The following is a 23,474-nucleotide window of genomic DNA, read 5'->3' as shown; positions in this document are numbered from 1 at the left end:
AACCCGCTTTCTGACCGGAGTGCGCTCGCCGACGGAACGACGCGCTTCACCAGCGCCGTGATTACCGCTGAGTCGGGCGATTCGTATCTTCGAGGTGGCACTTGCAAGGACCATCGGTATTTGACTGGTCTCGCAACCACAGACAATGTCAGGACGTAACTCTGACCCCGTCGATGTGAGTCCTCTGTCGGCACAATCCGACGCTCCGGCAGGTGACCAGCGAGACGAGGAACCCGCGGTAATCGTCGTCTCGAACAGACAGCCCTACCGCCACGAGTGGGACGGTGACGAGGTGACAGTCAGCCGGCCGACCGGTGGATTGAGTAGCGGGCTGGACGCAGCACTCAGAGAGGTTGGCGGAACGTGGATAGCATGGGGCGATGGCGACGCCGACAAGGTCGTCGTGGACGACGACTGCGTCACCGTCCCCCCCGACGCGCCCGAAGACGAACAGTACACACTCAACCGCGTCTGGCTCGACGAGGACGAAGTAGACAACTACTATTACGGGTTCAGCAATCGCGTGCTCTGGCCGCTCTGCCACAACGCGCTGACGACCGTTCGAAGTAACGTCCAGTACTGGGAGACCTACCGCGACGTGAACGAGCACTTCGCCGACGCGATTGCGACCCGCGCCTCCGCCGACGACGTCGTTTGGCTCCAGGATTATCATCTCGCACTCGCGCCCCAAATGCTCGGTTCACGGCTCTCAGAGGATGTCTCGGTGACGCAGTTCTGGCACATCCCGTGGCCGTCGTGGGACACCTTCCGTGCGTGCCCTCACGCGGAGGAACTGCTCAGAGGACTCCTCGGGAACGACCTCTTTTGCGTGCACGTCCCGCGCTACCGGAAACACTTCTTGGAGTGCGTCGATGCGGCGCTCCCCGAGGCAGTAATCGATTGGAGTACTGGGCAGGTCTTCCACCGCGACGGTACGACGACCGTAGAAGTCTTCCCGCTCGGCGTAGACCTCGACAGAATCGACAGACACGCTTCGACCGCCGAGGGGCGCGAGGGACTCGAATCGTTCGTGGCCGACCACGATATCGACGACGACACCGAACTCCTCCTCAGCGTCGATCGTCTCGACTACTCGAAGGGAATCCTGACTCGCCTGTTCGCGCTCGAACACTTCTTAGAGACTAACCCAGAGTGGCGAGGCGAACTCACGTTCGTACAGGTCGGAACCGAGTCGCGCTCTTCGATTCCGGCCTACAGCGAACTCCAGACCGATATCGGCGAAGCGGTCGCGCGAATCAACGAACGATTCGCCACGGCCGACTGGAAACCGATCGTCTACACGACCGACTACGTCGCAAACGAGACGCTGTACGCGCTGTTTCGGTCGGCCGACATCTGCTTGGTCACTCCCCTCCGCGACGGGATGAATCTCGTCGCCCAAGAGTTCGTCGCCGCACAGACCGACGCGGACCCGGGGGTGCTCGTCCTGAGTACCATGGCGGGCGTCCACGACCTCGTCGGAGACGCGGCGGTGTCGGTAGCGCCGTACGATACCACGCAGTTCGTCTCGGGAATCGAAGAGGCACTCTCGATGTCCGTAGACGAACGTCGGGAGCGCTTCCGCGAACTCCACGGGGAAATCCAACACTACGAAGTCTCAGTGTGGGTGAACGAGGTGCTCGACCGTATCACCAGTCTGGCGACCAGCGACCGGGAGCAGAACCGTGTCTGAGGAGGTGCCGCCGAACGCGCTGGACCACTTCGACGAACTCGCCCGGTGGCTGGCCGAGAGCGAGGGTCTCCTCCTCGGCGTCGATTTCGACGGAACGCTCGCCCCAATCGTCGATGACCCCGACGCGGCGTCGATTACGCCGACCACTGTGTTTTCGATGCGCAAACTCGCCGAAACGCCGAACGTCTCGCTCGCTGTGGTCAGCGGTCGTGGTCTCGATGACCTGTCCACCCGCGTCGGCTTCGACGACGTCGTCTATGCGGGCAACCACGGCCTCGAACTGAGCCGTGAGGGCCAGACGACGGTCCATCCCGAGGCCGCCCAGTGTCGCTCGACGATACGGAGACTCTGTGAAGAAATCGATTCGCGCCTCTCGGACGCCGGTATCCCCGGCTACGAAGTCGAGAACAAGGGCGTCTCGGCGACCGTTCACTTCAGACGCGTCCCCGCCGAAGCGGTCTCAGAAGTCGTCTCGTCGGTCGAGGAAGTCGTCGCGGACGTGGACGACGTACGACTCACGACGGGCAAGCAAATCCGGGAGTTGCGTCCAGCGGTCGAAGGCGACAAGGGTCGCGTGATGCGACAACTCGCAGACTCCGCTCCCGGAGGATGGCGGACGATGTACATCGGAGACGATACGACCGACGAGGATGCAATCAGAGAAATCGAACCCGACGGAATCGGCATTCGTGTCTTGGACGGCGACTCTCGGGAGGTGACGACGGCCGCGACGTACCGACTCGACGGACAGGAGGCAGTCCCGCGTTTTCTGGCGTGGGTGGGCATCTGCCTCGACACGGGAGCGTTCGCGGACGACTGATTCGGTTCGAGGGGTCTTTGCCAACGTCGCCCCCGTGTGACTCGACGTTCACTCGTAGACACTGATAGCGCACGCTGGCACCTGCAAGGTCCAGACCCATACCCATTCACCCCGTGAATTCGAGGGAATGGTATTCAGCAGACTTCGTTCTATCGTCGCAGCGCTCAGAGAGAACAACGCGACGCTCGTCGCGGGTAGTCTCGCTTACAGTGCGTTCGTGTCTATTCTCCCGCTTCTCACGCTCACAGCCGTGGTCGCAGTGGTCGTCGGTGGCGACCAATTCGTCCAGCAGGCACTCGGATTCACCGACCAGTATCTCACTCCCGGCGGTCGGGACATGTTCGCGCAGGCCTTACAGAACCGAACAGGTCGAACCGCCGCGTCACTCGTCAGCGTCGTGTTGTTGCTCTGGAGCGGGCTGCGCATCTTCAGGACGCTCGACACCTCGTTTTCGCTCTTCTACGGTACCTCCGGGTCGGTGTCGCTGTTCGGTCAAGTGTTCGACGCGTTGCTCGTTCTCGTCATGCTCGGCGTGGTGCTCGTCGCCTCTGTCGGCATCGGTCTCACCTCGTCGCTCCTCGAACTTCTCCCGGTCGGGTGGTTCGTCGGGCCGTTGTTACTCGTCGTTCCGCTCGCACTCGCACTGTTGCCGGTCTACTACGTCTTTCCAGATACGGAGACGTCGATTCGGGGAGTGCTCCCCGGCGTGCTCGTCGTCGCCGTCGGGTGGGCCGTCCTCCAGAGCCTGTTTCAATTCTACGCGAGCAACGCTAGTCAGTACGAGGTGTACGGGACGTTAGGCGCTGTACTGCTCGTGTTGACGTGGCTCTACCTCGCCTCACTCTTACTACTGGTCGGCGTTGCGGTGAACGCGGTGCTCGCCGGTCGAACGAGAGGTTCCTTTGCGGTTTCTCAGACGGAGCCGACCGCCACAGGCGAGTGAACTGGTCGAGAGACCAGCCACGAGTTCACAGAAACGAACACGTCCCGGAGACAGAGTAAAATTACACGTATACATTTGTAATCACCTGACTTTCGTCTTCGAGAAATCGGCCTACCAGACGGGATGGAGGGTGGATTGACCAGTCAGTGGATACATGGATACCGGGTGGTAGATAGCCCCTTACCGGATAATAACCAACATGGATGAACTTTTGACCGATGGGGTCTACGAGTCCACAACGAATGCAAAACAACACGAACCAACTCCACAACCAAGGTGGGCAAGCGAACACGTACCACGTGCAGCACGACCCGTCAGGTCCCGCCAAATTGAGTACCACAGTCATCCACGCACTCGCCGATGCGATGGGTATCGACGTGAGTGATAGCGGGTTTTCACTCTACGATTCGATCGACCCGGATGCGCTCGACAGTATATTCTCACCGACGGCCGACGGGACCCCGCGACCACCGGGCCACGTCGCTTTCTGCGTCGCTGGTTACCAGACGACGGTGTACAGCACGGGCGATATCGTGATTACTCCTCCCACTCCACCCGCGCACGGAAGCCAAAACCCTCCGCGATAGCGCCAGCGCTTTCTCTGCGAAACGCAGTACGGAACAACTGCGTAGTGTTACGCACTTCGGATGCCCTCAGGTGCGTTGTGAGTCGGGACTTCCGTCCCTGCGCGAAAAGAGAGGTGCAATTGTTGTTTCGACCACACGGGTAGCGTTTAGTTCCCGGTCGTCGCTTCTGTTGGGGTGGTCGTCTCCGTTTGGGTAGTCGTCTCCGTTTGCGTCGTCGTTCCGCCGTCTTCGGTCGTTCCGGAGTCCGTACCATCGCCGATATCGTCGCTGATTTCGGCCTCGACGTTGATGGTGTATCCGGTCTCCGGCGTGAGGGATTCGTCGTCGAAAGTGACCCAGAAGCGCCACTGTTTGTTCGGAGCGAGGTAGTCGAGTTCCTCCTCGCTCGTGTCGATGAACTCACCGATGAGGGTATCGCCGTCGTTCAGCGTCACCTCCACCTCGATGAACTCCAACGGCTCTCCCGAGGCGTTCTCTATAACGCCGGTCACACCGACGTCGTCCTCCGTTTCGAACGCTCGGTGCTCTGTCACCTCGACGTTTTCGCTCACCTCGTCACCGAGTGTGCCGTCCACCGACCCGATGTCTACGTCGCTGCCATCTCCTTCTTCGGTGGTCTCACCGGTCTGTTCGGTGGTTGGCTCACCGGTCTGTTCGGTGGTCGCTCCACCACCTGCGCCGCCGCCTTCGGTATCTATCACTCCATCGTCACCCGTACAACCAGCGAGTCCAACCGTCGCCAGCGTTGTGCTCGTCGTCGCTAAGAATGCTCTTCGGTGCATAGCATCGGCAAGTCGGTCCCTCGCCCAATGGAAGTTCGGCCCGCAAATTCAACGAGGAGGTGAGTTCGAGTGAGCCTCCTCTCGAACTGACTTCCCCCAGGTGATAAATACAAAATCCGACACGAAAAGTCCGTCCTCCTGGGTACCTGCGGCGTCGAATCCAATCGATACTCGGTTGTCGCCCCTCTCTCAGTCGTTCAGTTCGACCGGATTCGTTCGTCCCACTTGCGATGTCCGGTACGTCCGTTAGAACCGACGGCCGTTGTCGGTCAGTTCGTCGAGGGCCTCCTTGATGTTTTGTCCCTCTCTCGCCTTGTCGTTCTCGGGGTCTACGATGCGATTGACGGTTCGCATCGCCTGGAACAGTGTTCGAAGCAACTGTTCTCTGCTGTGGACGCAGCCGACGGTGTACGAAGAGCACAACTCGTGAATCCGTTTTTCGAACGATATCCTCCAACTGCTGGTACCACTTCCGAGCGGGTACTCCGCTTTGGCCTGCTCCGCACAGAGGCACACTTCGAAGTGCTCGACACTGTTATCGACCGTTCGTTTGTACGCGATTCCATCGCCACTGGCCGCCGTTTTTAGCCATGGCGACGGTGGCAAGGTTTCGTCGAGTATGTTCATCGACCTATCATTGCTGCTAGCTCACCGACACGTATCACCTGTGTCCTTGCGGGTGAAGGTGTCCACAGAAGGAGGCTACACAGTACTGATACCGACCGATAGGACCGGTGGTCGTAGAACTGTTACTGCTGGCGAGGTTGGTGTTCGTCACCGCAATCGCAAGGGGAACCGTGAATAAACCCCTCGTCGCAAAAGGCGCTACTGTTTCCGAGACCATCACGAACGACGACGTGGGAACGCGCGTCGTGAGCGCCAGCGGCGTGCCAGTCGGCCACGTTTCGGCCACGAGGAGTGAGTCGTGTTCGTCGAACCAGACCCGAAAACTACCTCAACACTGGTGGCAATGCTCGGGTGGCAAGACTGAATCGAGGAGATGTCCCTCCGCGTCGAGTCCGACGATATCGAACGAATCACCGACCACGGAGTCTATCTCGAAACGTGAATTCTCGACGAGCGTGACGAACGCGACGAGACGCTCACTCCACGAACGTTCCTCGCGTAGCGACTTCTCATCCTCCTCGTGACTCCGTCAACGCGTGATGAGTCGCTGTTTGGGGGAGGTAGTGAAGTACGATACGACGAGGTGGGTGACGACCATCACGGAGAAGAACCCGAGGTTGACCCACATCGCGTCGTACCAGACGAGGTCAACTGACCACGGCTTGTCGAAGAAGGGCCAAAACGGTTCGATAGGTGTCGAGATATCTGGTGCTGAGAGCATGTCGGCGACGAGGTGACTGAGTCCGCCGACCAGTAGCGCGCCGAAGAGGAATCCAAACAGACCCGCACTGTCGAACCGGTCGTTCCGTAGCAACGACTCGATTTGGTCGTCGAAGACGACCGCTAACACGCCGGCGAGTATCGCACTCGAAATGGTGATGAAGAGAACTGTGTGGACGACTCCGTGGTGATGTATCTCCGCCGGAAAGAGCTGGGCGAGGAACAGATCGACGTCCGGAACGACCGCCGCTATCGTCGCTAAACCGACGAAGGCGATGCTCGTGCGTGCCTCCCAAAGGAACCACGCCGGGAGTGCGAATAGAAGACCGAATGCTGCGTGACCTAAGTTATCGACCATGGGCGCTCTTCGGGAGACGAGCGCTCTGGGCAAATCGGTATTGCTTGCGTATGCATCGTCTTCGACCCGTGACTCCTGCCCCTCTCGGCTTCACGGACTGGGAGATACTGGTGTGCGATTCGAGTGACCGTCTCGTGTAGGTCGATGGGTAGATAATCGCCCCCGAGAAAGGGGCGACGCAGCGCGCGGAAGTCGTGGGACAAGTCCACTTTCAAGGCCTCGATAGACAGGAGATTCAGCACTTCGCCGACTCGATAGCCGGAGTAGTCGAGCCAGCGATACCCCAACGTTCGAAGCGGAGGTGGCTACACTAACGGGGGCGGCGAAGCAAGCCGCGGAGTGGAGTTCAGTGGTCGATGTCCGGTCGCACTTCCGAGTTGCAAATTTTTCGTACCGAGGGAGCTTCCTTGCATTGGCGCGCCAAACTCTCAAGTCGCCACCGCTTCGAGAACGCACGTGTCTCCGTTCAACCTCTCGGAAGATACGCTCAAGGACCTACTAGTCAACATCATCCCGCTCGGAATCATCGTGTTCTTCATGGTGACCTTCCTCGTGTTCCAGCCATTCGGAGGCGGGAGCCTTCGGACGACGCTCATGAGCCAGATGTTGCTCGTCGTTCCGCTGGTAACCTTGGGGGCGTTGACGTACGTCTCTGGCCGGCTGATTCAAAGTGAAGAACAGAGAGATTCGGAACACGAAGCCGAAGTGCGGGAAGGGCCGGAACCGGCGACCCAAGTAGAAGGCGAGCAGTCAGCCTAACCCGAGTGAGACGGTGACTGGAGAAACAGTTCGGCGAACGGGAGTCGGACAGGGGCGGCACGTAGTCGTCTATAACCCGTGGTTCCGGATGACAGCTATCCTCTGTCTTCGGGCGAGTACTGCACTGTACACCCCGGGTTCGAGCGTGCTCCCCCAGTTTTATGGTACAGTGAGTTCATTCTCTCGGTGTCGGAAACGTCCCGAGCGTGACCGACGGATATAGCCATGCATCACGACCAGCCTCACCGACAGAACCAGTGGCGTCAATCCGGCGAGTACCCTCAGCAGTCGAGTAGTAGCAGACCAACACCGACGAGTCGCTCTCCCTATCCGGAACAAGGGCAGTTTCAGGCAGAGTCCCCGCCGGGAGTGACTCCCCAGCAGGTCCAGCAAGGATACAACGCCTCGCAGGGACAGTACTGGAACACGCCGCAGCAACCTCAATACGGCCACCCCGAACAGTACGGCCAGCAACAGCAACAGGACCCCTATGGCCAACAGCGCCAGGTGAACCAACAGCAGCAACCGGCCGGACAGCCACCACAGGGGAGTCAGTACCCCCCACAGGGGTACCCACAACAGGGTCAACAGGCTCCGCCCGCGGGTGGCCCGCAATCACAGAGCGGTGGCCCGCCGCAGCAGTGGCATCAGCCGCCGAGTCACCAGGCAACCGACCCGCAGGCACAACAGCCGCAACATGGTCGCTACCAACAGCCCGGTATTGGCACCGAATCGACGAGGGCCGGCAGGTCGAGACCACAGCTTCAACCCGTGACCGTAGAGGAACTCATCGCAACGGACGTGGTCACCGCCGACCCCGATACGCCGATTGATTCGGTGGCAAAGATGATGCACGAAGCGGACGTTGGAAGCGTCGTCGTCGTCGAAGGCGAGAGACCGGTCGGTATCATCACAGACCGGACGCTCGGACTCATGCTTCGAGACCCGTCGAAACTCGAAGACATGACCGCGGGCGACTGCATCCAAGACGACCTCGTGACCGGGACGACCGAATTGAGCGTCTTCGACGCCCTTCGCCGACTCGAAGACGCCGGCGTCCGACGACTCCCAATCGTGGACGAAGACGGAGAGAAGCTAGAGGGAATCGTGACGCTAGACGATATCCTCGTGCTCTTCGAATCCGAACTCGCCACCGCGACGGGAATCATCAAGGCTCAGTCGCCTCGATTGTAAGCGTCCACACTGGAACTTGCTGGCCGCCTGCGAGCTACGTTCTCTTTTTCGACGAGTCCAACCCGACGAATCGACCGCCTCGACCCCTTCTACCGCATTTCTTGGACGCCACCGGAGAGCCGTCTGTCGGTTTCGTGTCGGCCGGGCAATATTTAATAGCGTGTCTACTGAATTGGTGAGGTGGGACCACCGGTGCGACGGGTCCCGAGGTCTAAGACTATGAGCCAGCAACAAGAGCCGACGCAGTACCAACAGGAACGACGTTCGAACGAACAACAGACACCCCAGATGGGAGAGCAATTCCAGCAACAGCGGAGCCAGCAACCGAGTCAGCAGTCATTCCAGCAGCCTAACCAGCAATCGTTCCAGCAGCCTAACCAGCAATCGTTCCAACAGCCGGGCTACCAACCGAGTCAACAGTCGTTCCAACAGCCAAGTCAGCAACCGATTGGCCAGCCGCACCAGCAGTCTGTCCAGCAGCCATATGGACAGCAGATGCAGCAGCCAACGCAGCAACCAGGTCAGCAACAGATGCAGCAACCGGTGGGACAGCAGCCCCAGCAACAGATGCAGCAGCCGGGCCAACAGCAAGTTCAGCAACCGGGTCAGCAGCAGATGCAGCAGCCGTATGGCCAGCAGAGCCAACAGTCGATGCAGCAATCAGGTCAGCAGCCACAGTCCAGCGTGATGAGCGAACAGCCAGTCGGGCAGTTCTACCCCACGCAGAACTACCTCCCTGAAGAGATCCGGCAATCGAGCGCGCAGATGCTCGGTCAGGTTCTCGCCGACGCGACCGACATCCTGAGCCAGCTCCGGACGGCTCACTGGAACGTCAAAGGCCCAGAATTCTACCAACTCCACGAACTGTTCGAAGAGATAGCCGAATCGGTCGAAGAGGACATCGACAAAATCGCCGAGCGCGCGGCGGCACTCGGTGCAACGGTCTCGGGGACCGTCCGAACGAGCGCGTCGGCCAGCCAGATTCCTGAACTGCCGTCGAGCGCCGTCGAAGGAGTGGAACTCGTCTCGATTCTGGCAGACCGTCTGGCGGTCTTCGACGCTATCCTCGGCGAGACGATTCGAGCGGCACAGGCGAACGGCGATATCGACACGGTCGATTTGCTGAACGACATCTCGAGACGAGTGAGCAAGGACCTCTGGTTCCTCGAAGCGCACCTGCAGACGTCCGGTCGCTCGTCGCAGAGCGGGTCGATTCAGCAGCGATAACGGTGACTCTCCGACCGACGGCGACGCACAGAGAGTAAATCGATGCAGACCGACGGCTACCGAGAGTGCCCACGACCAAACGCACGTGGAACGACGAGCAGTTGTGGCGGCCTCGCGCCTCGAAGAGTGAGACGCCCCGCTCTCTCCCCCCGTCGGTCGTCGCTTCGCTGTGGCACGCGATATTTTCGTACTGCAATGAGGAGTGACCCAGAGGAGATACTCGACCGCGCGGTCGAGGAGGGCCAGCGACGCCTCGACCAGTCGATACTCGAACTCACCGCGACGGGGTTCATCGCCGGATTCACGGTGGTCTTCGGCGTCGTCGCGCTCGGACAGTTGGCTCGCGCGCCCGCTCGTTCGCCTGTGGAGCGTCACCTTCGTCGTCAACCTCGCCGGCGGTGGACTGATGGCGGTGGTACTTTCGGTGAGTGGCGCACTCCCGCCGGGAACGGAGACGGCGCTGACGACGACGGCCGCAGAGATCGTCTCTCGAAGACCGCTGGCGGAGTTCGCCGACTCGATTGCGGGCGGCGTGCTGGTGACGCTGCTGTCGTTCCTCTTGCTGTCGGTCGATAGCGACGTGAGCCGTATCGTCCTCGCCTACGGCGTCGGGGTGTTGCTCGCACTCGGCCCGTTCGACCACGTCGTCGTGACGATGCTCCACATCTTCTTCGGCGTCCTCTTCGAGGGCGGGTTCACCCTCTCGGCGTTGGTGGAGACGACCGTCGTCGTCACGGCGGGCAACCTCGTCGGTGGAATCGGCGTCGGGACGACGACACACATCGCCCAGACACACGGTGCGAGACAGTCGGACGAGTGAACACGCGAGTCGTCGAGGCGGCCGACGGCTCCGGCCCAAACTTCTTACGACAGCCCGTAGATATGTAACCGCCGTGTCTACTGTGAAAGTTGTCAAACTCCTCGGCACGTCCGAGGAGTCGTGGCAACAGGCCGCCGAAGAGGCGGTCGAAGAGGCGAACGAAACGATAGACGACCTCACTGGCGTAGCGGTCGAGTCGTGGACCGCAGACATCGAAAACGGAGAGGTATCCCAGTACAAAGCGACCGTCGAAGTCGCGTTCCCGGTCCACTCCGATAGAGAACAGAACCACTAGTGGGTGTGCACCGACCGATAGTGTCGTCTCTCCGAGAGACGCCGCCGCGCGCTCCATCTAGACATTTTTGGTATCCGGGCCGCTCCCAACGTCCGAACGCGTTCACTGTCGGTGCCCGTCACCGCCACGTGGTGACGAACTACCGAAATACACCCAGCCAACGAGCGGTGAGGTGATGACGAGTGCGCCGAGAACTTGGTCTACGGGTAGTACAGCATCAACTGTTCGGGGGACGCGACCATACGTCTCGTATTCGTTTCAGTAGTAAGAACCTGTAGCCCCACGCGCGTGCGCCGGTCGCTGGTCGCAGTATCCCCATTCGGAGTCGTTCAGAGATAGGCGCGGTCCCACCGGTCGGCGCGATGGGTATTCCTGCACCGTTGACACTTGAGTCGGTCGAGACCGTCGGCGACGACGTCCGTGCTCCCGCAATGCGAACAGAAGTAGCCGTATCGTTGGAAAGACGAATCTGTCTCGAAGAGCACGAAGAACGGAGCCAACGTCCCCGGTACTGACTCGTCGTGGTCTAGTCGCACCGTTTCGTCGTCGTCTGTGACGGACGATGGCACTTCCACGTCGGGGTCGTTCGGGGCCACTCGCTCACCCGTCGTCGTGTACACGTGCTCTTCGAGGTGGTCTCCCCCAAGGTCGAGAGAGTCTGTCTCGGTCTGAAAGAGACCGAACCGTTCGAGGAATTGCCTGCCTTCGCTGGCGGTTTCGAGCACGCGTGCTCGCAGCGGGCAGTTCCGCGGGTTTGACTCCGATTGGACGCGTTCGAACAGAGCCGTCCCCACTCGTTGTCCACGGAACGCTGGGGAGACGTGGAGCCACCGAAGCATATCCGCCGTTTCGAGTTCCGCGAAGCCTGCGACAACCGACTCGCCCGCGTCGTCGTCAGCCTCTGCGACGAGTAACAGGCTGTCGTGGTCTTCGATTCGCTCAGTCAGCGCGGCGTCGGTGAAGGAATTATCGACGATAACATCTATTTCGAGGGGGCTGAGCGAGTAAGACGACCGAAATGAGGCGTCCACTACGGCGCGAATGTCGCCCGTGTCGTCGCTGGTCGCAGGTCTAATAGCTACGGTCATGCGTGCCATTAACTCGCATCGCCATGGATAAAAAATAGTCGCCAACCGTCGGGTCAGCGTCGCATCGAAGTGTATCCAGTCGCCTCGCAGTGGTTCGAGTCACAGTAGGGCGGTATCTCGAACGCCGATGACTTTTCACCGCATTCCCTTGAGATTGCAAGGGTAACAGTGACGTTCCCGTCTGAAGACGCGTACGTATGTACTATCGAGGAAAGCGCTTCTCCGCGGTTGAGGGTCTTTCGCGTTTGAACGCCGCGTTCCCGCCCCAGATACGGGAGAGCGGTCGAACGTGACCTCTGAACACGGGAGCTCCCATCGACAGAATCCGGAGGCTCAGATAAAGCACATCGGGCGGCGCGTTTGGTGGGGGACGGGAACGGCGACGTGTGCTGCTTGTCAAGCAGTCGTACCGTTGGACGAACGCCACTACTACGTCTCGATACGCACCGCCAAACCGAGAGCAGAGCAGCGTCAGTCGGACGAAGAAGCAGTCTTGTGCAACCGTCGATGTCTCGATCGCTGGCGCGACCTCGCGTCGCCGTAACGGACGACACATTCCGACTCCGTCGGTCACACGTACCGGGGTAGGGAGTTGCGCTCTTAATGACCGCCCAAGTGGAACGAGCGTGTCCGCCCCTTTACGAAGGTTCATCAGCCGCGTTCCCACTTCGATGACGCGGTCCCCGTGTCCTTCTCGTGTCGTACTTGCGTGAACTACCTCATCAATTCTTTCGCCGAGCGGCTACACCGAGAGACCTACTGGTTCGAGCACCCGTACCGTCTCTCGAAGTTGAGTGTTGACCTCTCATCTACAAGTCGGCCAGAATCGACTGCGAGACCCGCCGTTCGTCTCTTACGGGGAGCAAAACGCTTGCGACTGCAAGGAGATTACAAAAGTACGGGTGTAATGCTTAATGTTCGCTAACGAAAAAATCAGTGGTGATGGTGTCACGATAATGTAGAATAAATTCGGGTAGACCACTGAACCGAAGGTTCACGAACGAGTCAGTCTCACGCCCGGGTGTCTTTCGAACGAGTCCACCACGTTCGAATCGAACGAACGGCGAAGTGGCTGCGACCAACCGGTGCACGGGTGTCGAGACATATTCGGCGAACGAAAGCGAAGCCAGTGCCGACAGCGCCACGGCGGTGGACAGACACAGGGTCACCTGGAGACGTGTCTCGGAGACGCCGAGCGGACGGCCTATCACTGAACCGCCCTACATCGGGCGGTCTTCCTGTGTGGCAGGCCATTGCAAGCGTCCAGTCTTTACGAATACGGGCCCAACGGAAACCGGACGAACCATGTCGAACTCAGAATTCACAACTGACCCCCAGCGTATCGAACAGTGGGCAAACGAGCATGAACGCGTCCCCGTGAGACGCGGCGGTCACCCCGAACTCGTCACGAGGTCGGAGACGACAGATACGGACGAGTCGCTCGACTGGGAGACGTTCTACCGGGAGATAGAGAACGAAGATAAGGTAGTCATTCGACACAGAGATTCCGACGGCGTCCCGTACTTCGAGGTGGCCGACCGCAGAACGACCCTCGAACAGATGGAGACTGAGGCGGGCTACGAACACGAAGAAATCGAATCACGTTTCATCGAGGGTGAGACCATCGAGGGAACGATAACCGAGACGACCGTCGTCTCAACAACCGTCGTCGAGGAGGCGACACTCGAAAGTGAAGTCGTGGACCGGAACGTGATCGACCGACGCGTGGCCAACGTCGAACTCCGCCAACGGACGTGTAGCAACTGCGACGTCGTCGGCGCGACGGAAGACGTGGACCGCGTCTCCGACGACGACGTTCACTACCAGCACGACTACGGCGACGAGAATCGGTTCCTCGTCGGCGACGACGACGCGATGAGCGGTGAAGTCGAGGAGTACGACGGATATCCGTTCGACTTGACCGCCGAAGTCGAGGAGGAGTGGGGGGTGACGATAGAAGAGCGCGAGCGCTTCACCATCGAGACGCGCATCAAAGACGTCGATGTGTTCGAGACGGACACGGTGGACGCACACGACCTGGAAGCGAACATCGACGTCGAGTCAGTTCACGACCAGATCCTCCGAGAAGAGCGGTTCAACGACACCACGAGTGAACAGACTTCCATCAACACGGAGACGCACCACATCGAGAGCGAGTTCGTCGAAGACGACGTCATCGTCACGTACCTGACGATAGACCGTGTGATCGACCAGGATGTCTCTGAGCGCCGGCAACTCACTGCCAAAGTCGTCAGCGGCAAGATGCTCTCGCGGACGACGAGTGACGAGTCGGTTCGAGAGACTCGACTCACCGAGCGCGAAGCGACGGGCGGCGTCGAAGAGACGGCGACGGACGAGATGACCGACGAGACGATGGACGAACTCCGCGTCGTCCCCGAACGCAGAGACGAGGGAAAACCGGTCATCGTCGCGCCGGACAGGAAGATAGGTATCGTCGCTAGCGTTCGAGACCGAATCGCCTACGTGGAGTCGGACCCCGGCTTCACGGACCGAATCGCGGCCAAACTCGGGTTCGGTGGCGTTGACGAGGACGACCTTCAAATCGACGAGCACCGTATCGAGCGCATCACCGACGACGAGGTCTTTCTGACGGCCGACTACGACGAAGACGTGACGGACGAAGCGCGGGCCTGAACGACGCCGTCGGACCTGACGAACCCTCTCCATTCTCCTACTGTGATTCCCTCAGGCTCGTACTCTCGTCGGCCTCACGGTACCTCGGGTCGCTTTCTGTTGCAAGCAGAGCCTTGCCGACGAACGCGATCGCACCGCAGAGTATCCGTGTCCCGATGGTGCTCGTATTGGGCGTTCTAACGGGAATCTCGAGTCTCATTCCGATTTTGGTGGGAAAAGTCGTCTACCTTCCGCTGGTGGCGTACTTAGGGATTCAGGCGCTGAACGCCGAGACCAATCACCTCCCGTTCGTCGGTGGCGTGCTCCTCGGATACGTGCTGGTGTTGGACTTGCTTCCCCAGTCGGTCATCCAACCGTACGTCTCGGGTCGGCAGTTCGATACGATTACGCTCCTGTTCGCCTACGTTCTCGGACCCATGTTCTTCGGGTGGTACGGCTTCTTCCTTCTGCCGATCATTTTCATCGTCGTCTTCGAGGCGATTCGAATCGTCCTCCCCGGACTCCTTCACGGCGTCTCACTCGGCCAGCGCCCGGTGCTTGCGAAAGAGACCGGTAGCAGGCCACTCGAACGAAAAATAGCCGAAGAATCGGGAGACGAAGACGGTGAGTCGGATTCGTCGGGGGCAGGTCACAGGAAGAGTCCGGACGCCGATTCGGGGACGGAAGGAGAGGAGACCGACACCGAAGACAGCGATACGCCGACGTGACAGCGGCGACGTCCCTCCGGCGTCGGCGTGTGTTCCCTCGGCTGTCTGCCGAGTCCCTCGTCACCGTTTCGCATCCGACGCTCAACCTGCCGGGCCGCCCTCGGTGTCGAGTTTGGAGAGGTTTCGTTCGTCGTTGTACTCGTCGAGGCCGTCGGCTCGGCCCGTCAACTCGTTGATGATGGCCTCGCGTGCTTCGGTCTCGGACTCGAATCGCTCATCGACTAATCGGTCGAACACGTCGCCCAGCGTCTCCGTCTCGTTCGGCGCGTCGAGGATGGTATCTTCGTACTCGACGGCGAGTTCTTCGCCCGTCGTCGGGTACTTCTGTTCCCCCAGCAGGCCATCGATTTGGTCGTAGATACGTTCGGCGTGTTCGGCTCGCTCGTGCTGTCGGTCGAGCGCGTTGTCTTGGACGCGTTCCGGGTCGGGGTCACCGTTCGGTCGTTCGGAATCCATCTCGAACGAGGTTCGAGGGCCGTCGCGGGAAAACGCTCTCCCTGCAGTGGCAAGGGAAGGCGTCTCCCCGCGTGTTCGACCGAGCGAACTGCCCGTTCGTCGCGTGGGCCAAACTCTGAGGCAAACGAGTGTCACGAAACAAGAGCGGTTCAACTCTCTCGTCATTCACGTGAGCCTCGACGGTTCCAACAACACCCGGTGCAGTCTATCGATTTATCCATTTCGACGACCTCACTCACTAAGTGTTTAGGCAGAGGAATCAAAAGAGAAGGCAGTAATGAATAATGTATGCGAACTGACCATCGAGCCACCACAGACGCGAGTGCTCACCGGCGACAGACCGGCGGCCGCTCATGGGAGGGCCAGCGATGACGTTGTTCTCCAGCGTTCATCTCGAATCACCCATCCTCCAGACGAGCGTCGAACAGGCGGGGGAGGTGACTATCACGCTCAAGAAACAGACGAAGACCGCCGACGGCGAACTCGATATGACGTTGTGGGTGTCCGGTGACGCCGAGACCGTCGATGACTTCGAGGCGGGAATGGATGCGGATGAGACGGTGTCGAGATGGGTGCCCATCGGTGGCTCCGACACGCAACGCCTCTACCAGACGCGGACGACACGGCAGGCGGCCGAGTCACAGGACTACCACGGGTGGACGGACGGGCGGGCATCGCTCTTGGCGGCCCGCCACGAGATGGACGGGTGGACCGTCGAGATGTACCTGCAGGACCGGTCGGTGCTCCAGCGACTTGCCTCGAAATGCGAGTCTAACGACGTCAAATTCGAACTGCTGCAAGTCTCGGAAATCGACCGAATCGAGGAGACGAACCGGTTCGGTCTCTCCGAAGTGCAGACGAAGACGCTCCTCACCGCACTCGAACGAGGGTACTATTCCGTTCCTCGTGAGGAGAATCTCGAAGAACTCTCGAAGCCGCTCGACGTATCGCACCAGGCGGTCTCCGAGCGATTGCGACGGGGCGTCTGCTCTCTCATCGAGAACACCATCGCGGCCCAGTGGGACGGACACGACGCGACTCCCACCATCACGCATACTTCGCCATCGAAAGCCACGACCAACAAACACGCGCTCAAACCCCCTCTCTCCTGAACGACCAACCGTGTCGTCGTCGTCGCGTGCCAGAACGTGAGTGACACGACCGGATTATCCGACCTTCGTCTCGGGACTCCTCATTGCGGGTGCCGGCAGAATTCTTTTTTGACTTCACCGGGACTAGGGACCATGGCGTACGACGATAGCCCGCGCGGTCCAACGGGAACCGACGAAGAGAGTGAGCAGGATAGCCGCGAGCAAGGCGTCGATATCGGTCCACTCGCCGACGTTCTGGAGGACCACTCGTACCCGACGACGACCGAAGAAATCGTCGAACAGTACGGCGACTACGAAATCGACCTCGAAGACGGGACCCAAACGCTCCGAGAGGTGTTCGAGGGACTCGAAGACCAGCAGTTCGAGTCGAAAGAGGACGTTCGGCAGATGATATACAACATGGTCGGTGCGGAGGCCGTCGGCCGCGCCCGCTACAGTGACCGCGGCGGTATCGCCACCGACAGCAGTACCGCCACCGGCGAGACGGACGAAGACGAACAGTCTGACTCGGTGTGACCCGGTATGACCCGTGCAGTCGGTGTACGAACAGATACGCACCTGCAAGGTGAACCCTCAGGGTGACGGCGGGTGTTCGACAGCACGAAAAGTCGAGTGAGACAGTCTTCACCGGCGACGACGAAGGAAAGCGCGTACTCGATACGAACGGTGACACCATCGGCCGAGTCATCGACGTTCGACACGGATTCGCGTTCGTCTCTACTCGGGCTTACTTTCGCAGGCACATCGCTCTTGCACGTATCGACCAACTAGAGGACGAGGGTCGCTAATGACAACCGAATCCATGAAATCACTACTCGTCGAAGGCCTCCAAGAGCTATACTACGCCGAACAAGAACTCGACGAGGCGCTCCAGACGCTCGCCGAGGAGACGGAAGACAAGATGGTGAGCAACGCGTTCGCCGACCACCGTAAAGAGACGCAAGAACAAATCGACCGGCTCGAACGCGTGTTCGAGCACATCGACGAGGAACCGAAGACGAGGGAGGACCACGTCGTCGATGCGATGATTAGCGAACACCGCGAGTTCGCCAGAGAGAACAGCGGTGAGGTGCTCGACCGGTTCAACATGGCCACCGGACAGAAGACCGAGCACTACGAGATAGCCGCCTACGGCAACCTGACCTCACTGGCTGGAAAACTCGGATACGACGAGGCCGCGGACCTGCTCGAAGAGACGCTTCGGGAGGAAGAACAAGCACTCGAGACGGTCTCTCGAGGCAGCGAACAGTTCGACCAGCAAGAAGTCGCTGGGGACTAGTGACGGACGCGGAGTCAGCGCCACCCGACTGGCTCCCGTCTAACTCATCTCGACACACAAGTACGGAATTCACGGAAAGAAGTACGAACACTTCGATGACGCCGTGACGACGCCGAGTTCAACTGGAGCGACGGCCGTCGTCTGCTTGTAAACTCATGGTCTAAAGCGAAGGCTTCGCCCGTCGATGGTGTGACCATGACGGAACAGCCAGAACCGAAATCGGTCGAGGCCGGAGACGAATACTTCCACGTCGAGTACGCGGACCCGGACGAGTTCGACAGCATTCGGACGCCCGACTGGGCGGCACACGCCTCGGATTCGGTCTCTCAAGGGAGCGAGATTCGCATGGGCCACCACTCGGACAGCGACGAGTGGGAGATTCAATCAGTACTCATCAAGAAATCAGTGGGCGAAGACAAGGCCCGCGAGCAGGCGAACAAGATAGTGGAAAAGCTCTCCAGCTAATCGAACACCACTGCGTTGCTACGTGCCGGGAACGTACCTCGCCTGTCGAAACGGGCCAGTCAGTCCTCCGTCCAGTACATGAGTTCTTCTTTCGGTGCCTGACAGTCGGGACAGGAGTCGGGCAGGTCACCTTCGAGCTTCCTCATCGCGCCGCACGTCATACAGCGCCACATCAACTCGGCCCGGCCGAACGAGTGACCGGACCGGGCGTGCTCGATACTGAGCGCTTCGACGCCCTCCCGCGTCGTCACGAATACGCCGCCCTCCTCGAACCCGCGAACTCTTCCTATCGGCCGTCCGTCTTCGGTAAACACCTTCTCTCCGACGGCGACGCTGACTTCGTCCATGTCGCCCGCTTCAGGTGGAGTTTCACCTCGTCCACTCATACGCATCAATCATCGTGCTGACGTAAAGAGTTGTTCGTGGGTGTCGATTCGTGACTCTCGCTCGAAGAACACGTCTTCACAGCGGTCGTCCCAGCACTCGTCCTCGACATCCACGAGACGCTCGTCTCGCCAACTCGCTGGATAGGAATAGAAGTCGGCCGTTCGCGGGCGACGACGGCCGCAACACACGAGACCGCCGCAGCCGACCTTGCGAATGCAGTCACGAAATTTACCCACAAATATGGTGAATTCCGACTGTGACCACGCACGACAGTGAGAGTGGTTCGGAGCATCAAGAACTCCCCCGCCGGGAGTTCGTCAGCGGACTCGGCGGTATCGCCGCCGGTTCGCTCGCGCTGCGTGATTCCGACACACGGTCTCAGGCGAGCAAAATCACCATCGAGGGGGCCATCCCGCGACCAGTCGAGGGGTTGACGAGTGACAACCTCACCGGTCTCTTCGTCGATGTCGATGCAGAGGGAAGCGACGCGGATACGACCGCGCTCGAAGATTGTAACTCGTTGGACCAGACCGGGACGCCCGCTCGTTACGACATCTGGCTCGTCGAGCGGTCCCAAGACGACCGCCAACGTACCGAATCGACGCTCTTCACCGACGAAGAGACGGAGGTGTTCGAATCACGGCAGCGCGCCGACGGCCGACTTGCTCTGAATGTGGATTCGTTCGCGCAGAACGGGGGCCAATCGCAGACGGACGCGCGTTTCATCGTCAACAACCAGACCGCTTGTTCGGGACCGTTCTACTCGGTCGAACTCGAACGTGTTTCGGCGGCGGGCGCGGGGACGCCAGCACTGCCAGGGGGCGACGAGACGATAGAACCGGGGGTCCAAGACACCGATACGACGGGGAGCGCAACGCCCGGCTTCGGTATTTTCGCCACGGTGCTCGCGTTCTGTGGCGTCCTCTGTGTCGCTGTGGTTCGCAGGCTTCGAGATGGGGACTGATGGCCGCATGATGGCCGCACGCGTTCACCCCACTCTCGGCTGTCGTGATGGTTGCAAGAGAGAACCATGAGATTCCAATCGATTTACACACCCGAAGGAGTGTACAAGTTGTTCTTACTCGTGCTCGGAATGGCGCTGCTGCTGGCAGTCGCCTACCTGATACTGTACACCAACGCCTACATTCCGTTCTAGACGACCCAACATATAGGCACGTGGCTGGTGCATACCGTGTATGGTTCGTGAAAACGAGCGCCCGAGGAGCGCTGCACGGATAGTGTTCGACACGGCGGTTCGCGGCGCAATCGGCGGATTCGTGGGAACGGTCATGATGTCGCTATACCGGCTTCCCATCTTTCGTGCGCTTCCGCCAACGGCCGAGTTCTGGGCGCAGTACGTCGCCGGAGGACCCGCGGAGGTCCATTTCGGGACCGGTTACGTGTTGCACGCACTCTACGGAACCGTCGGCGGCGCGGTACTCGGCGCGGTTCTCCCCGCTCTCAACGAGCGCTCTCCACTCGACGGAGAGCGGACGGCCCTCCTCTCCGGTGTCGTCTACAGTCTCGTACTCTCGTGGGTCGGTGCCAAGATCATCTTCGAACGACTGTTGAACCGTGAGCTAGACGAGGAAGAGGCGCTCGTGTTCCACGTCGGCCATCTGGTGTACGGCCTGACGCTCGGTACGTGGCTTGGCCGGCACAACCCGATGGGGGCGGTCTACGACACGCCGGCCGAGTGAAACGGATTCAGGAGTCACTCCCCGTCCTTGCGGACGGCATCGGACTTGGGCGTCAAGTCGTCGAGGGCGGGTGTGTCCAAGACGGTGCCGTCGGCGTCGAAACGCGAACCGTGGCACGGGCAGTCCCACGAACGCTCGCCGTCGTTCCACTCGACGAGACAACCCATATGGGGACAGACCGCAGAGACGATGTGGTACTGACCGTCATCGTCACGAGAGGCGGCGACGGGGCCGTCGTCGGTGTCCACGATAGTCGCTCCGCCGGGGTCGAGGGACACCTCGGTGGCTCTCGGCGGCCCATGTACACGGTCATCGAGGAGGTGTTTCATCGATTCTGTGTTGTGCGAGACGAGTCGCTGCTTGGAGGCGCTGAACTCGAAGCGAGATGGCGTATAAACGTTCTGCCACGAGTTCCGACGCCCGTTTACGAGGTCCGAGAGGAGCAACCCGGCGACGGTTCCACCGGTCATTCCCCACCCGCCGAAACCGGTCGCCACGAAGACGTGTTCGGTTCGCGGCGAGTGCTTCCCGACGAAGGGAACGCGGTCGATAGAGAAGAAGTCCTGGGTGGACCACCGATAGTCGATCGATTCGATATCGAACCGGTCTCTGGCCGTCGCTTCGAGTTCTCTGTACCGTTCGGCGGTGCTCCCACCGTGACCGGTTCGATGACTCTGTCCCCCGATGAGCACCATGTCGGTGGCGGCGTTCGGATGGGGACGAACCGAAAAGTACGGGTCCGAAGGGTCGAAGTAGACGCCGTCGGGAACGTCGCCTTCGAGCCGTGCCGCGACGACGTACGAGCGCTGCGGTTCCATCCTGGCGAAGTACAGGGCGTGGTCGAACACCGGAAAGTGCGTCGCAACGACCACGTCGTCGGCAGTCAAGTTGCCTCGGTCGGTCGAGACGAGACACGGCTCTCCGTCGTCGATATCCGTCACCGTCGTCTCCTCGAAGACGTAGCTCCCATCACCGGGGATTCGGTCGGCGAGCGCGAGGAGGTACTTCCGTGGGTGGAACGTCGCCTGGTCGTCGAATTTGACTGCGCCAGCCACGTCGTACGGAAGGTCGGTCGAATCGACGAAACTCGCAGGGATACCGAAATGAGAGGCGACCTCGGCCTCCTCGCGGAACTTCTTCACTTCGTCCGTAGCTTCGGTGTAGGTGTAAGCCGGCGTTCGGGTGAACGCACAGTCGATATCGTGTTTCTCGACGGTGTGTTCCACGTCGGCGATGGCGGCCTCGTTCGCCTCCGCGTACAGTCGGGCGCGGTCGAAGTCGAACTGTTCGGCGAGTTCACGATAGATGAGACCGTGTTGCGAGGTGAGCTTTGCCGTCGTGTGGCCCGTTACTCCCTCGACGATACGGTCACGCTCGACGAGCGCGACCGACTGGCCCTCGCGCTGTAGCTTGAACGCCGTCGTGACGCCCGCGATACCACCGCCGACCACGACGGTATCGACAGCGAGGTTCCTATCCGCTCCCGAATAGAGGGCTTCGTAGTCGGTCTCTGGCGTCGTCTCCAACCAGAGCGATGCGTGCGTACCAGTGGCGGCTTGGCCGCCTGCTCGGCCGTGGTCGTCCATGAGAATCAGCCGGTTACATACCGTTCGGCGACCGGTTGAAAAATGGTATCGCTTGCTGTTGCAACTTCGGTTACCGACCTTCCACCGAATCGGTCACTCGAACGATGGAAGCACCTCCTCTTCGTAGAACGCCAGAAACTCTTGCTGGTGTGGGCCGACTTGATGGAGGTTGACGTGGTCGAAGCCGGCATCGACGTACGACTGAATCGTCTCGATGTGGGCGTCGGCGTCCGGCCCGCAGGGTAGGTGCTTCGTCGCTTGCTCTTCGGTCACCAGTCCGACCGCCTGTTCGAAGTGCGTCGGTGTAGCGAGTTCTTGTCCGAGTTCACCGGGGAGGCCGCCGTTGGGCCACTGTTCGTGAATCGTCCGGCGGCCCTCGGATTCGGATTCCGCCCAGCAGACCGTCGCCTGACCGTAGCGTCGTCTGTCGTCGTCGCGTCCGCGCGAGAATGCGTCAACTACGTCGGCATCAGGCGCGGTACTGACGAGCGAGTCACCCACGTTGCCCGCCCATCTGGCGGTATTGGTGCCACTCGCCGCGACTGCCACGTTCGGTCGCTCTTCCGGGACCGTGTGTAACTGCGCGTTTTCGACGCAAAAGTAGTCGCCGTCGTGACTCATCATCTCACCGCCCCACAGTTCGCGGATAACGTGAATCGCCTCTTGGAGCATCTCGACGCGAACGTGGTGGGGCGGCCACCGGTGGCCCGTGACGTGTTCGTTCAGCCGCTCGCCGGTTCCGACACCGAGGAAGAATCGGCCATCGGACATCACGGCCGTCGTCGCGGCGGCTTGTGCGACGAGTGCCGGGTGAATCCGCATCGTCGGGCACGTCACGCCCGTGCCGACGCGCAGTCTGTCGGTCGCCTGCGCGATTGCGCCGAGCGTGCTCCAGACGAAGGGCGATTCGCCCTGACGGTCGAGCCACGGATGGAAGTGGTCGGACACCATCGCGTACTCGAACCCCGCCACCTCGGCCCGAACGGCGTTCTCGACCAGTGTGTTCGGTCCGTGCTCCTCGCTGATGAGCGAGTAGCCGACGTTAACCATGGGTCTCACCTCTGACCGATTCTCGGCCTCTTCGCGGAGATTTCGCGTTGGTCGAACGATGCCGCACGCTCCTGTGTGAGGGACTCTTTCGTTTCATGTGTGTCCTGACCGTTCTCTGCTTCTCGCTCCGGAATGCCAACGTCACTACACTCCCTGCGCGAAGG

General features: G+C 60.4%; 28 protein-coding genes. 19 read left to right on the top strand and 9 right to left on the bottom strand.

What is annotated here, in order from left to right:
- Positions 1 to 145 precede the first annotated feature (145 nt).
- The 4 genes from ACFQJC_RS06765 to ACFQJC_RS06750 all read left to right on the top strand — a co-directional run bounded on the left by ACFQJC_RS06765 (position 146) and on the right by ACFQJC_RS06750 (position 4,043).
- Entirely contained in the window at positions 146 to 1,693 is a 1,548-nt protein-coding gene (locus tag ACFQJC_RS06765; RefSeq protein ID WP_390222552.1) for an alpha,alpha-trehalose-phosphate synthase (UDP-forming), read from the top strand.
- Positions 1,686 to 2,513, top strand: coding sequence for a trehalose-phosphatase (gene otsB / locus ACFQJC_RS06760; RefSeq protein WP_390222551.1), 828 nt, complete (start codon positions 1,686 to 1,688; stop codon positions 2,511 to 2,513). Before ACFQJC_RS06765 ends, otsB begins: the two co-directional genes overlap by 8 nt.
- 127 nt (positions 2,514 to 2,640) lie before the next feature.
- Entirely contained in the window at positions 2,641 to 3,456 is an 816-nt protein-coding gene (locus ACFQJC_RS06755; protein WP_390222550.1) for a YihY/virulence factor BrkB family protein, read from the top strand.
- A gap of 242 nt (positions 3,457 to 3,698) precedes the next feature.
- A complete protein-coding gene (locus ACFQJC_RS06750; RefSeq protein WP_390222549.1) occupies positions 3,699 to 4,043 on the top strand; it encodes a HalOD1 output domain-containing protein in 345 nt (114 codons plus the stop codon).
- Positions 4,044 to 4,189: 146 nt separating this feature from the next.
- Here the strand turns inward: ACFQJC_RS06750 and ACFQJC_RS06745 are convergent, their stop codons facing one another.
- The 3 genes from ACFQJC_RS06745 to ACFQJC_RS06735 form a co-directional block, all read right to left on the bottom strand.
- Entirely contained in the window at positions 4,190 to 4,825 is a 636-nt protein-coding gene (locus ACFQJC_RS06745; protein ID WP_390222548.1) for an FxLYD domain-containing protein, read from the bottom strand.
- A 246-nt stretch (positions 4,826 to 5,071) separates the two neighbouring features.
- A complete protein-coding gene (locus ACFQJC_RS06740; protein WP_390222547.1) occupies positions 5,072 to 5,431 on the bottom strand; it encodes a hypothetical protein in 360 nt (119 codons plus the stop codon).
- Positions 5,432 to 5,981: 550 nt separating this feature from the next.
- On the bottom strand, positions 5,982 to 6,530 hold the full coding sequence (locus tag ACFQJC_RS06735; RefSeq protein WP_390222546.1) for a metal-dependent hydrolase: 549 nt from the start codon (positions 6,528 to 6,530) through the stop codon (positions 5,982 to 5,984).
- A 456-nt stretch (positions 6,531 to 6,986) separates the two neighbouring features.
- On the opposite strand from ACFQJC_RS06735, the gene ACFQJC_RS06730 reads away from it, so the two are divergent.
- Entirely contained in the window at positions 6,987 to 7,289 is a 303-nt protein-coding gene (locus ACFQJC_RS06730; protein ID WP_390222545.1) for a DUF6684 family protein, read from the top strand.
- Positions 7,290 to 7,514: 225 nt separating this feature from the next.
- Positions 7,515 to 8,483, top strand: a complete 969-nt coding sequence (locus tag ACFQJC_RS06725; RefSeq protein ID WP_390222544.1) for a CBS domain-containing protein — start codon at positions 7,515 to 7,517, stop codon at positions 8,481 to 8,483.
- Between the two features lie 336 nt (positions 8,484 to 8,819).
- On the opposite strand, the gene ACFQJC_RS06720 is transcribed toward ACFQJC_RS06725, so the two are convergent.
- Entirely contained in the window at positions 8,820 to 9,128 is a 309-nt protein-coding gene (locus tag ACFQJC_RS06720) for a hypothetical protein (RefSeq protein WP_390222543.1), read from the bottom strand.
- Between the two features lie 42 nt (positions 9,129 to 9,170).
- On the opposite strand from ACFQJC_RS06720, the gene dps reads away from it, so the two are divergent.
- The 3 genes from dps to ACFQJC_RS06705 all read left to right on the top strand — a co-directional run bounded on the left by dps (position 9,171) and on the right by ACFQJC_RS06705 (position 10,825).
- Positions 9,171 to 9,710: a DNA starvation/stationary phase protection protein Dps gene (dps, locus tag ACFQJC_RS06715; protein WP_390222542.1), complete on the top strand. Its 540-nt coding sequence runs from the start codon at positions 9,171 to 9,173 to the stop codon at positions 9,708 to 9,710.
- A gap of 406 nt (positions 9,711 to 10,116) precedes the next feature.
- Entirely contained in the window at positions 10,117 to 10,530 is a 414-nt protein-coding gene (locus ACFQJC_RS06710; protein WP_390222541.1) for a formate/nitrite transporter family protein, read from the top strand.
- A gap of 73 nt (positions 10,531 to 10,603) precedes the next feature.
- A complete protein-coding gene (locus ACFQJC_RS06705; RefSeq protein WP_390222540.1) occupies positions 10,604 to 10,825 on the top strand; it encodes a dodecin family protein in 222 nt (73 codons plus the stop codon).
- A 329-nt stretch (positions 10,826 to 11,154) separates the two neighbouring features.
- Here the strand turns inward: ACFQJC_RS06705 and ACFQJC_RS06700 are convergent, their stop codons facing one another.
- On the bottom strand, positions 11,155 to 11,913 hold the full coding sequence (locus tag ACFQJC_RS06700) for a GNAT family N-acetyltransferase (RefSeq protein ID WP_390222539.1): 759 nt from the start codon (positions 11,911 to 11,913) through the stop codon (positions 11,155 to 11,157).
- 1,305 nt (positions 11,914 to 13,218) lie between these two features.
- Here ACFQJC_RS06700 and ACFQJC_RS06695 point away from each other — a divergent pair.
- The gene (locus tag ACFQJC_RS06695; protein WP_390222538.1) at positions 13,219 to 14,568 is read left to right on the top strand and encodes a hypothetical protein; all 1,350 of its coding nucleotides are present in this window, start codon (positions 13,219 to 13,221) and stop codon (positions 14,566 to 14,568) included.
- Between the two features lie 209 nt (positions 14,569 to 14,777).
- Complete coding sequence (locus tag ACFQJC_RS06690; protein ID WP_390222537.1) at positions 14,778 to 15,275, top strand: AI-2E family transporter; 498 nt, start codon at positions 14,778 to 14,780, stop codon at positions 15,273 to 15,275.
- An 81-nt stretch (positions 15,276 to 15,356) separates the two neighbouring features.
- On the opposite strand, the gene ACFQJC_RS06685 is transcribed toward ACFQJC_RS06690, so the two are convergent.
- The gene (locus tag ACFQJC_RS06685; RefSeq protein WP_390222536.1) at positions 15,357 to 15,731 is read right to left on the bottom strand and encodes a DUF5789 family protein; all 375 of its coding nucleotides are present in this window, start codon (positions 15,729 to 15,731) and stop codon (positions 15,357 to 15,359) included.
- Positions 15,732 to 16,099: 368 nt separating this feature from the next.
- Here ACFQJC_RS06685 and ACFQJC_RS06680 point away from each other — a divergent pair, with 368 nt between their 5' ends.
- The 5 genes from ACFQJC_RS06680 (at position 16,100) to ACFQJC_RS06660 (ending at position 18,587) form a co-directional block, all read left to right on the top strand.
- Positions 16,100 to 16,843, top strand: a complete 744-nt coding sequence (locus tag ACFQJC_RS06680; RefSeq protein WP_390222535.1) for a helix-turn-helix domain-containing protein — start codon at positions 16,100 to 16,102, stop codon at positions 16,841 to 16,843.
- Positions 16,844 to 16,975: 132 nt separating this feature from the next.
- Entirely contained in the window at positions 16,976 to 17,359 is a 384-nt protein-coding gene (locus ACFQJC_RS06675) for a DUF5789 family protein (protein ID WP_390222534.1), read from the top strand.
- Positions 17,360 to 17,421: 62 nt separating this feature from the next.
- Positions 17,422 to 17,631 carry a hypothetical protein gene (locus ACFQJC_RS06670; RefSeq protein ID WP_390222533.1) on the top strand — a complete coding sequence of 70 codons (210 nt, stop codon included), beginning with the start codon at positions 17,422 to 17,424 and terminating at the stop codon, positions 17,629 to 17,631.
- On the top strand, positions 17,631 to 18,122 hold the full coding sequence (locus ACFQJC_RS06665; protein ID WP_390222532.1) for a YciE/YciF ferroxidase family protein: 492 nt from the start codon (positions 17,631 to 17,633) through the stop codon (positions 18,120 to 18,122). Before ACFQJC_RS06670 ends, ACFQJC_RS06665 begins: the two co-directional genes overlap by 1 nt.
- Positions 18,123 to 18,317: 195 nt before the next feature.
- Positions 18,318 to 18,587 carry a hypothetical protein gene (locus tag ACFQJC_RS06660; RefSeq protein WP_390222531.1) on the top strand — a complete coding sequence of 90 codons (270 nt, stop codon included), beginning with the start codon at positions 18,318 to 18,320 and terminating at the stop codon, positions 18,585 to 18,587.
- Positions 18,588 to 18,646: 59 nt separating this feature from the next.
- On the opposite strand, the gene ACFQJC_RS06655 is transcribed toward ACFQJC_RS06660, so the two are convergent.
- Positions 18,647 to 18,973, bottom strand: a complete 327-nt coding sequence (locus ACFQJC_RS06655; protein ID WP_390222530.1) for a DUF7130 family rubredoxin-like protein — start codon at positions 18,971 to 18,973, stop codon at positions 18,647 to 18,649.
- Between the two features lie 257 nt (positions 18,974 to 19,230).
- Between ACFQJC_RS06655 and ACFQJC_RS06650 the strand changes: the two genes are divergently transcribed.
- The 3 genes from ACFQJC_RS06650 (at position 19,231) to ACFQJC_RS06640 (ending at position 20,674) form a co-directional block, all read left to right on the top strand.
- A complete protein-coding gene (locus tag ACFQJC_RS06650; RefSeq protein WP_390222529.1) occupies positions 19,231 to 19,938 on the top strand; it encodes a hypothetical protein in 708 nt (235 codons plus the stop codon).
- Between the two features lie 66 nt (positions 19,939 to 20,004).
- Positions 20,005 to 20,130, top strand: coding sequence for a hypothetical protein (locus ACFQJC_RS06645; RefSeq protein ID WP_390222528.1), 126 nt, complete (start codon positions 20,005 to 20,007; stop codon positions 20,128 to 20,130).
- A 40-nt stretch (positions 20,131 to 20,170) separates the two neighbouring features.
- The gene (locus ACFQJC_RS06640; protein ID WP_390222527.1) at positions 20,171 to 20,674 is read left to right on the top strand and encodes a DUF6789 family protein; all 504 of its coding nucleotides are present in this window, start codon (positions 20,171 to 20,173) and stop codon (positions 20,672 to 20,674) included.
- 14 nt (positions 20,675 to 20,688) lie between these two features.
- Here the strand turns inward: ACFQJC_RS06640 and ACFQJC_RS06635 are convergent, their stop codons facing one another.
- Together ACFQJC_RS06635 and ACFQJC_RS06630 are read right to left on the bottom strand one after the other, a co-directional pair.
- On the bottom strand, positions 20,689 to 22,260 hold the full coding sequence (locus ACFQJC_RS06635; RefSeq protein WP_390222526.1) for an FAD-dependent oxidoreductase: 1,572 nt from the start codon (positions 22,258 to 22,260) through the stop codon (positions 20,689 to 20,691).
- Positions 22,261 to 22,353: 93 nt separating this feature from the next.
- The gene (locus ACFQJC_RS06630) at positions 22,354 to 23,310 is read right to left on the bottom strand and encodes a TIGR03557 family F420-dependent LLM class oxidoreductase (RefSeq protein WP_390222525.1); all 957 of its coding nucleotides are present in this window, start codon (positions 23,308 to 23,310) and stop codon (positions 22,354 to 22,356) included.
- Between the last annotated feature and the right edge of the window lie 164 nt (positions 23,311 to 23,474).

The sequence above is a fragment of the Haloferax namakaokahaiae genome (assembly GCF_042663225.1).
In the GTDB taxonomy this organism is placed as follows: Archaea; Halobacteriota; Halobacteria; order Halobacteriales; family Haloferacaceae; genus Haloferax; species Haloferax namakaokahaiae.
Note: the sequence above shows the minus strand (reverse complement) of the source record. Positions and strands in the feature narration are given on the sequence as shown.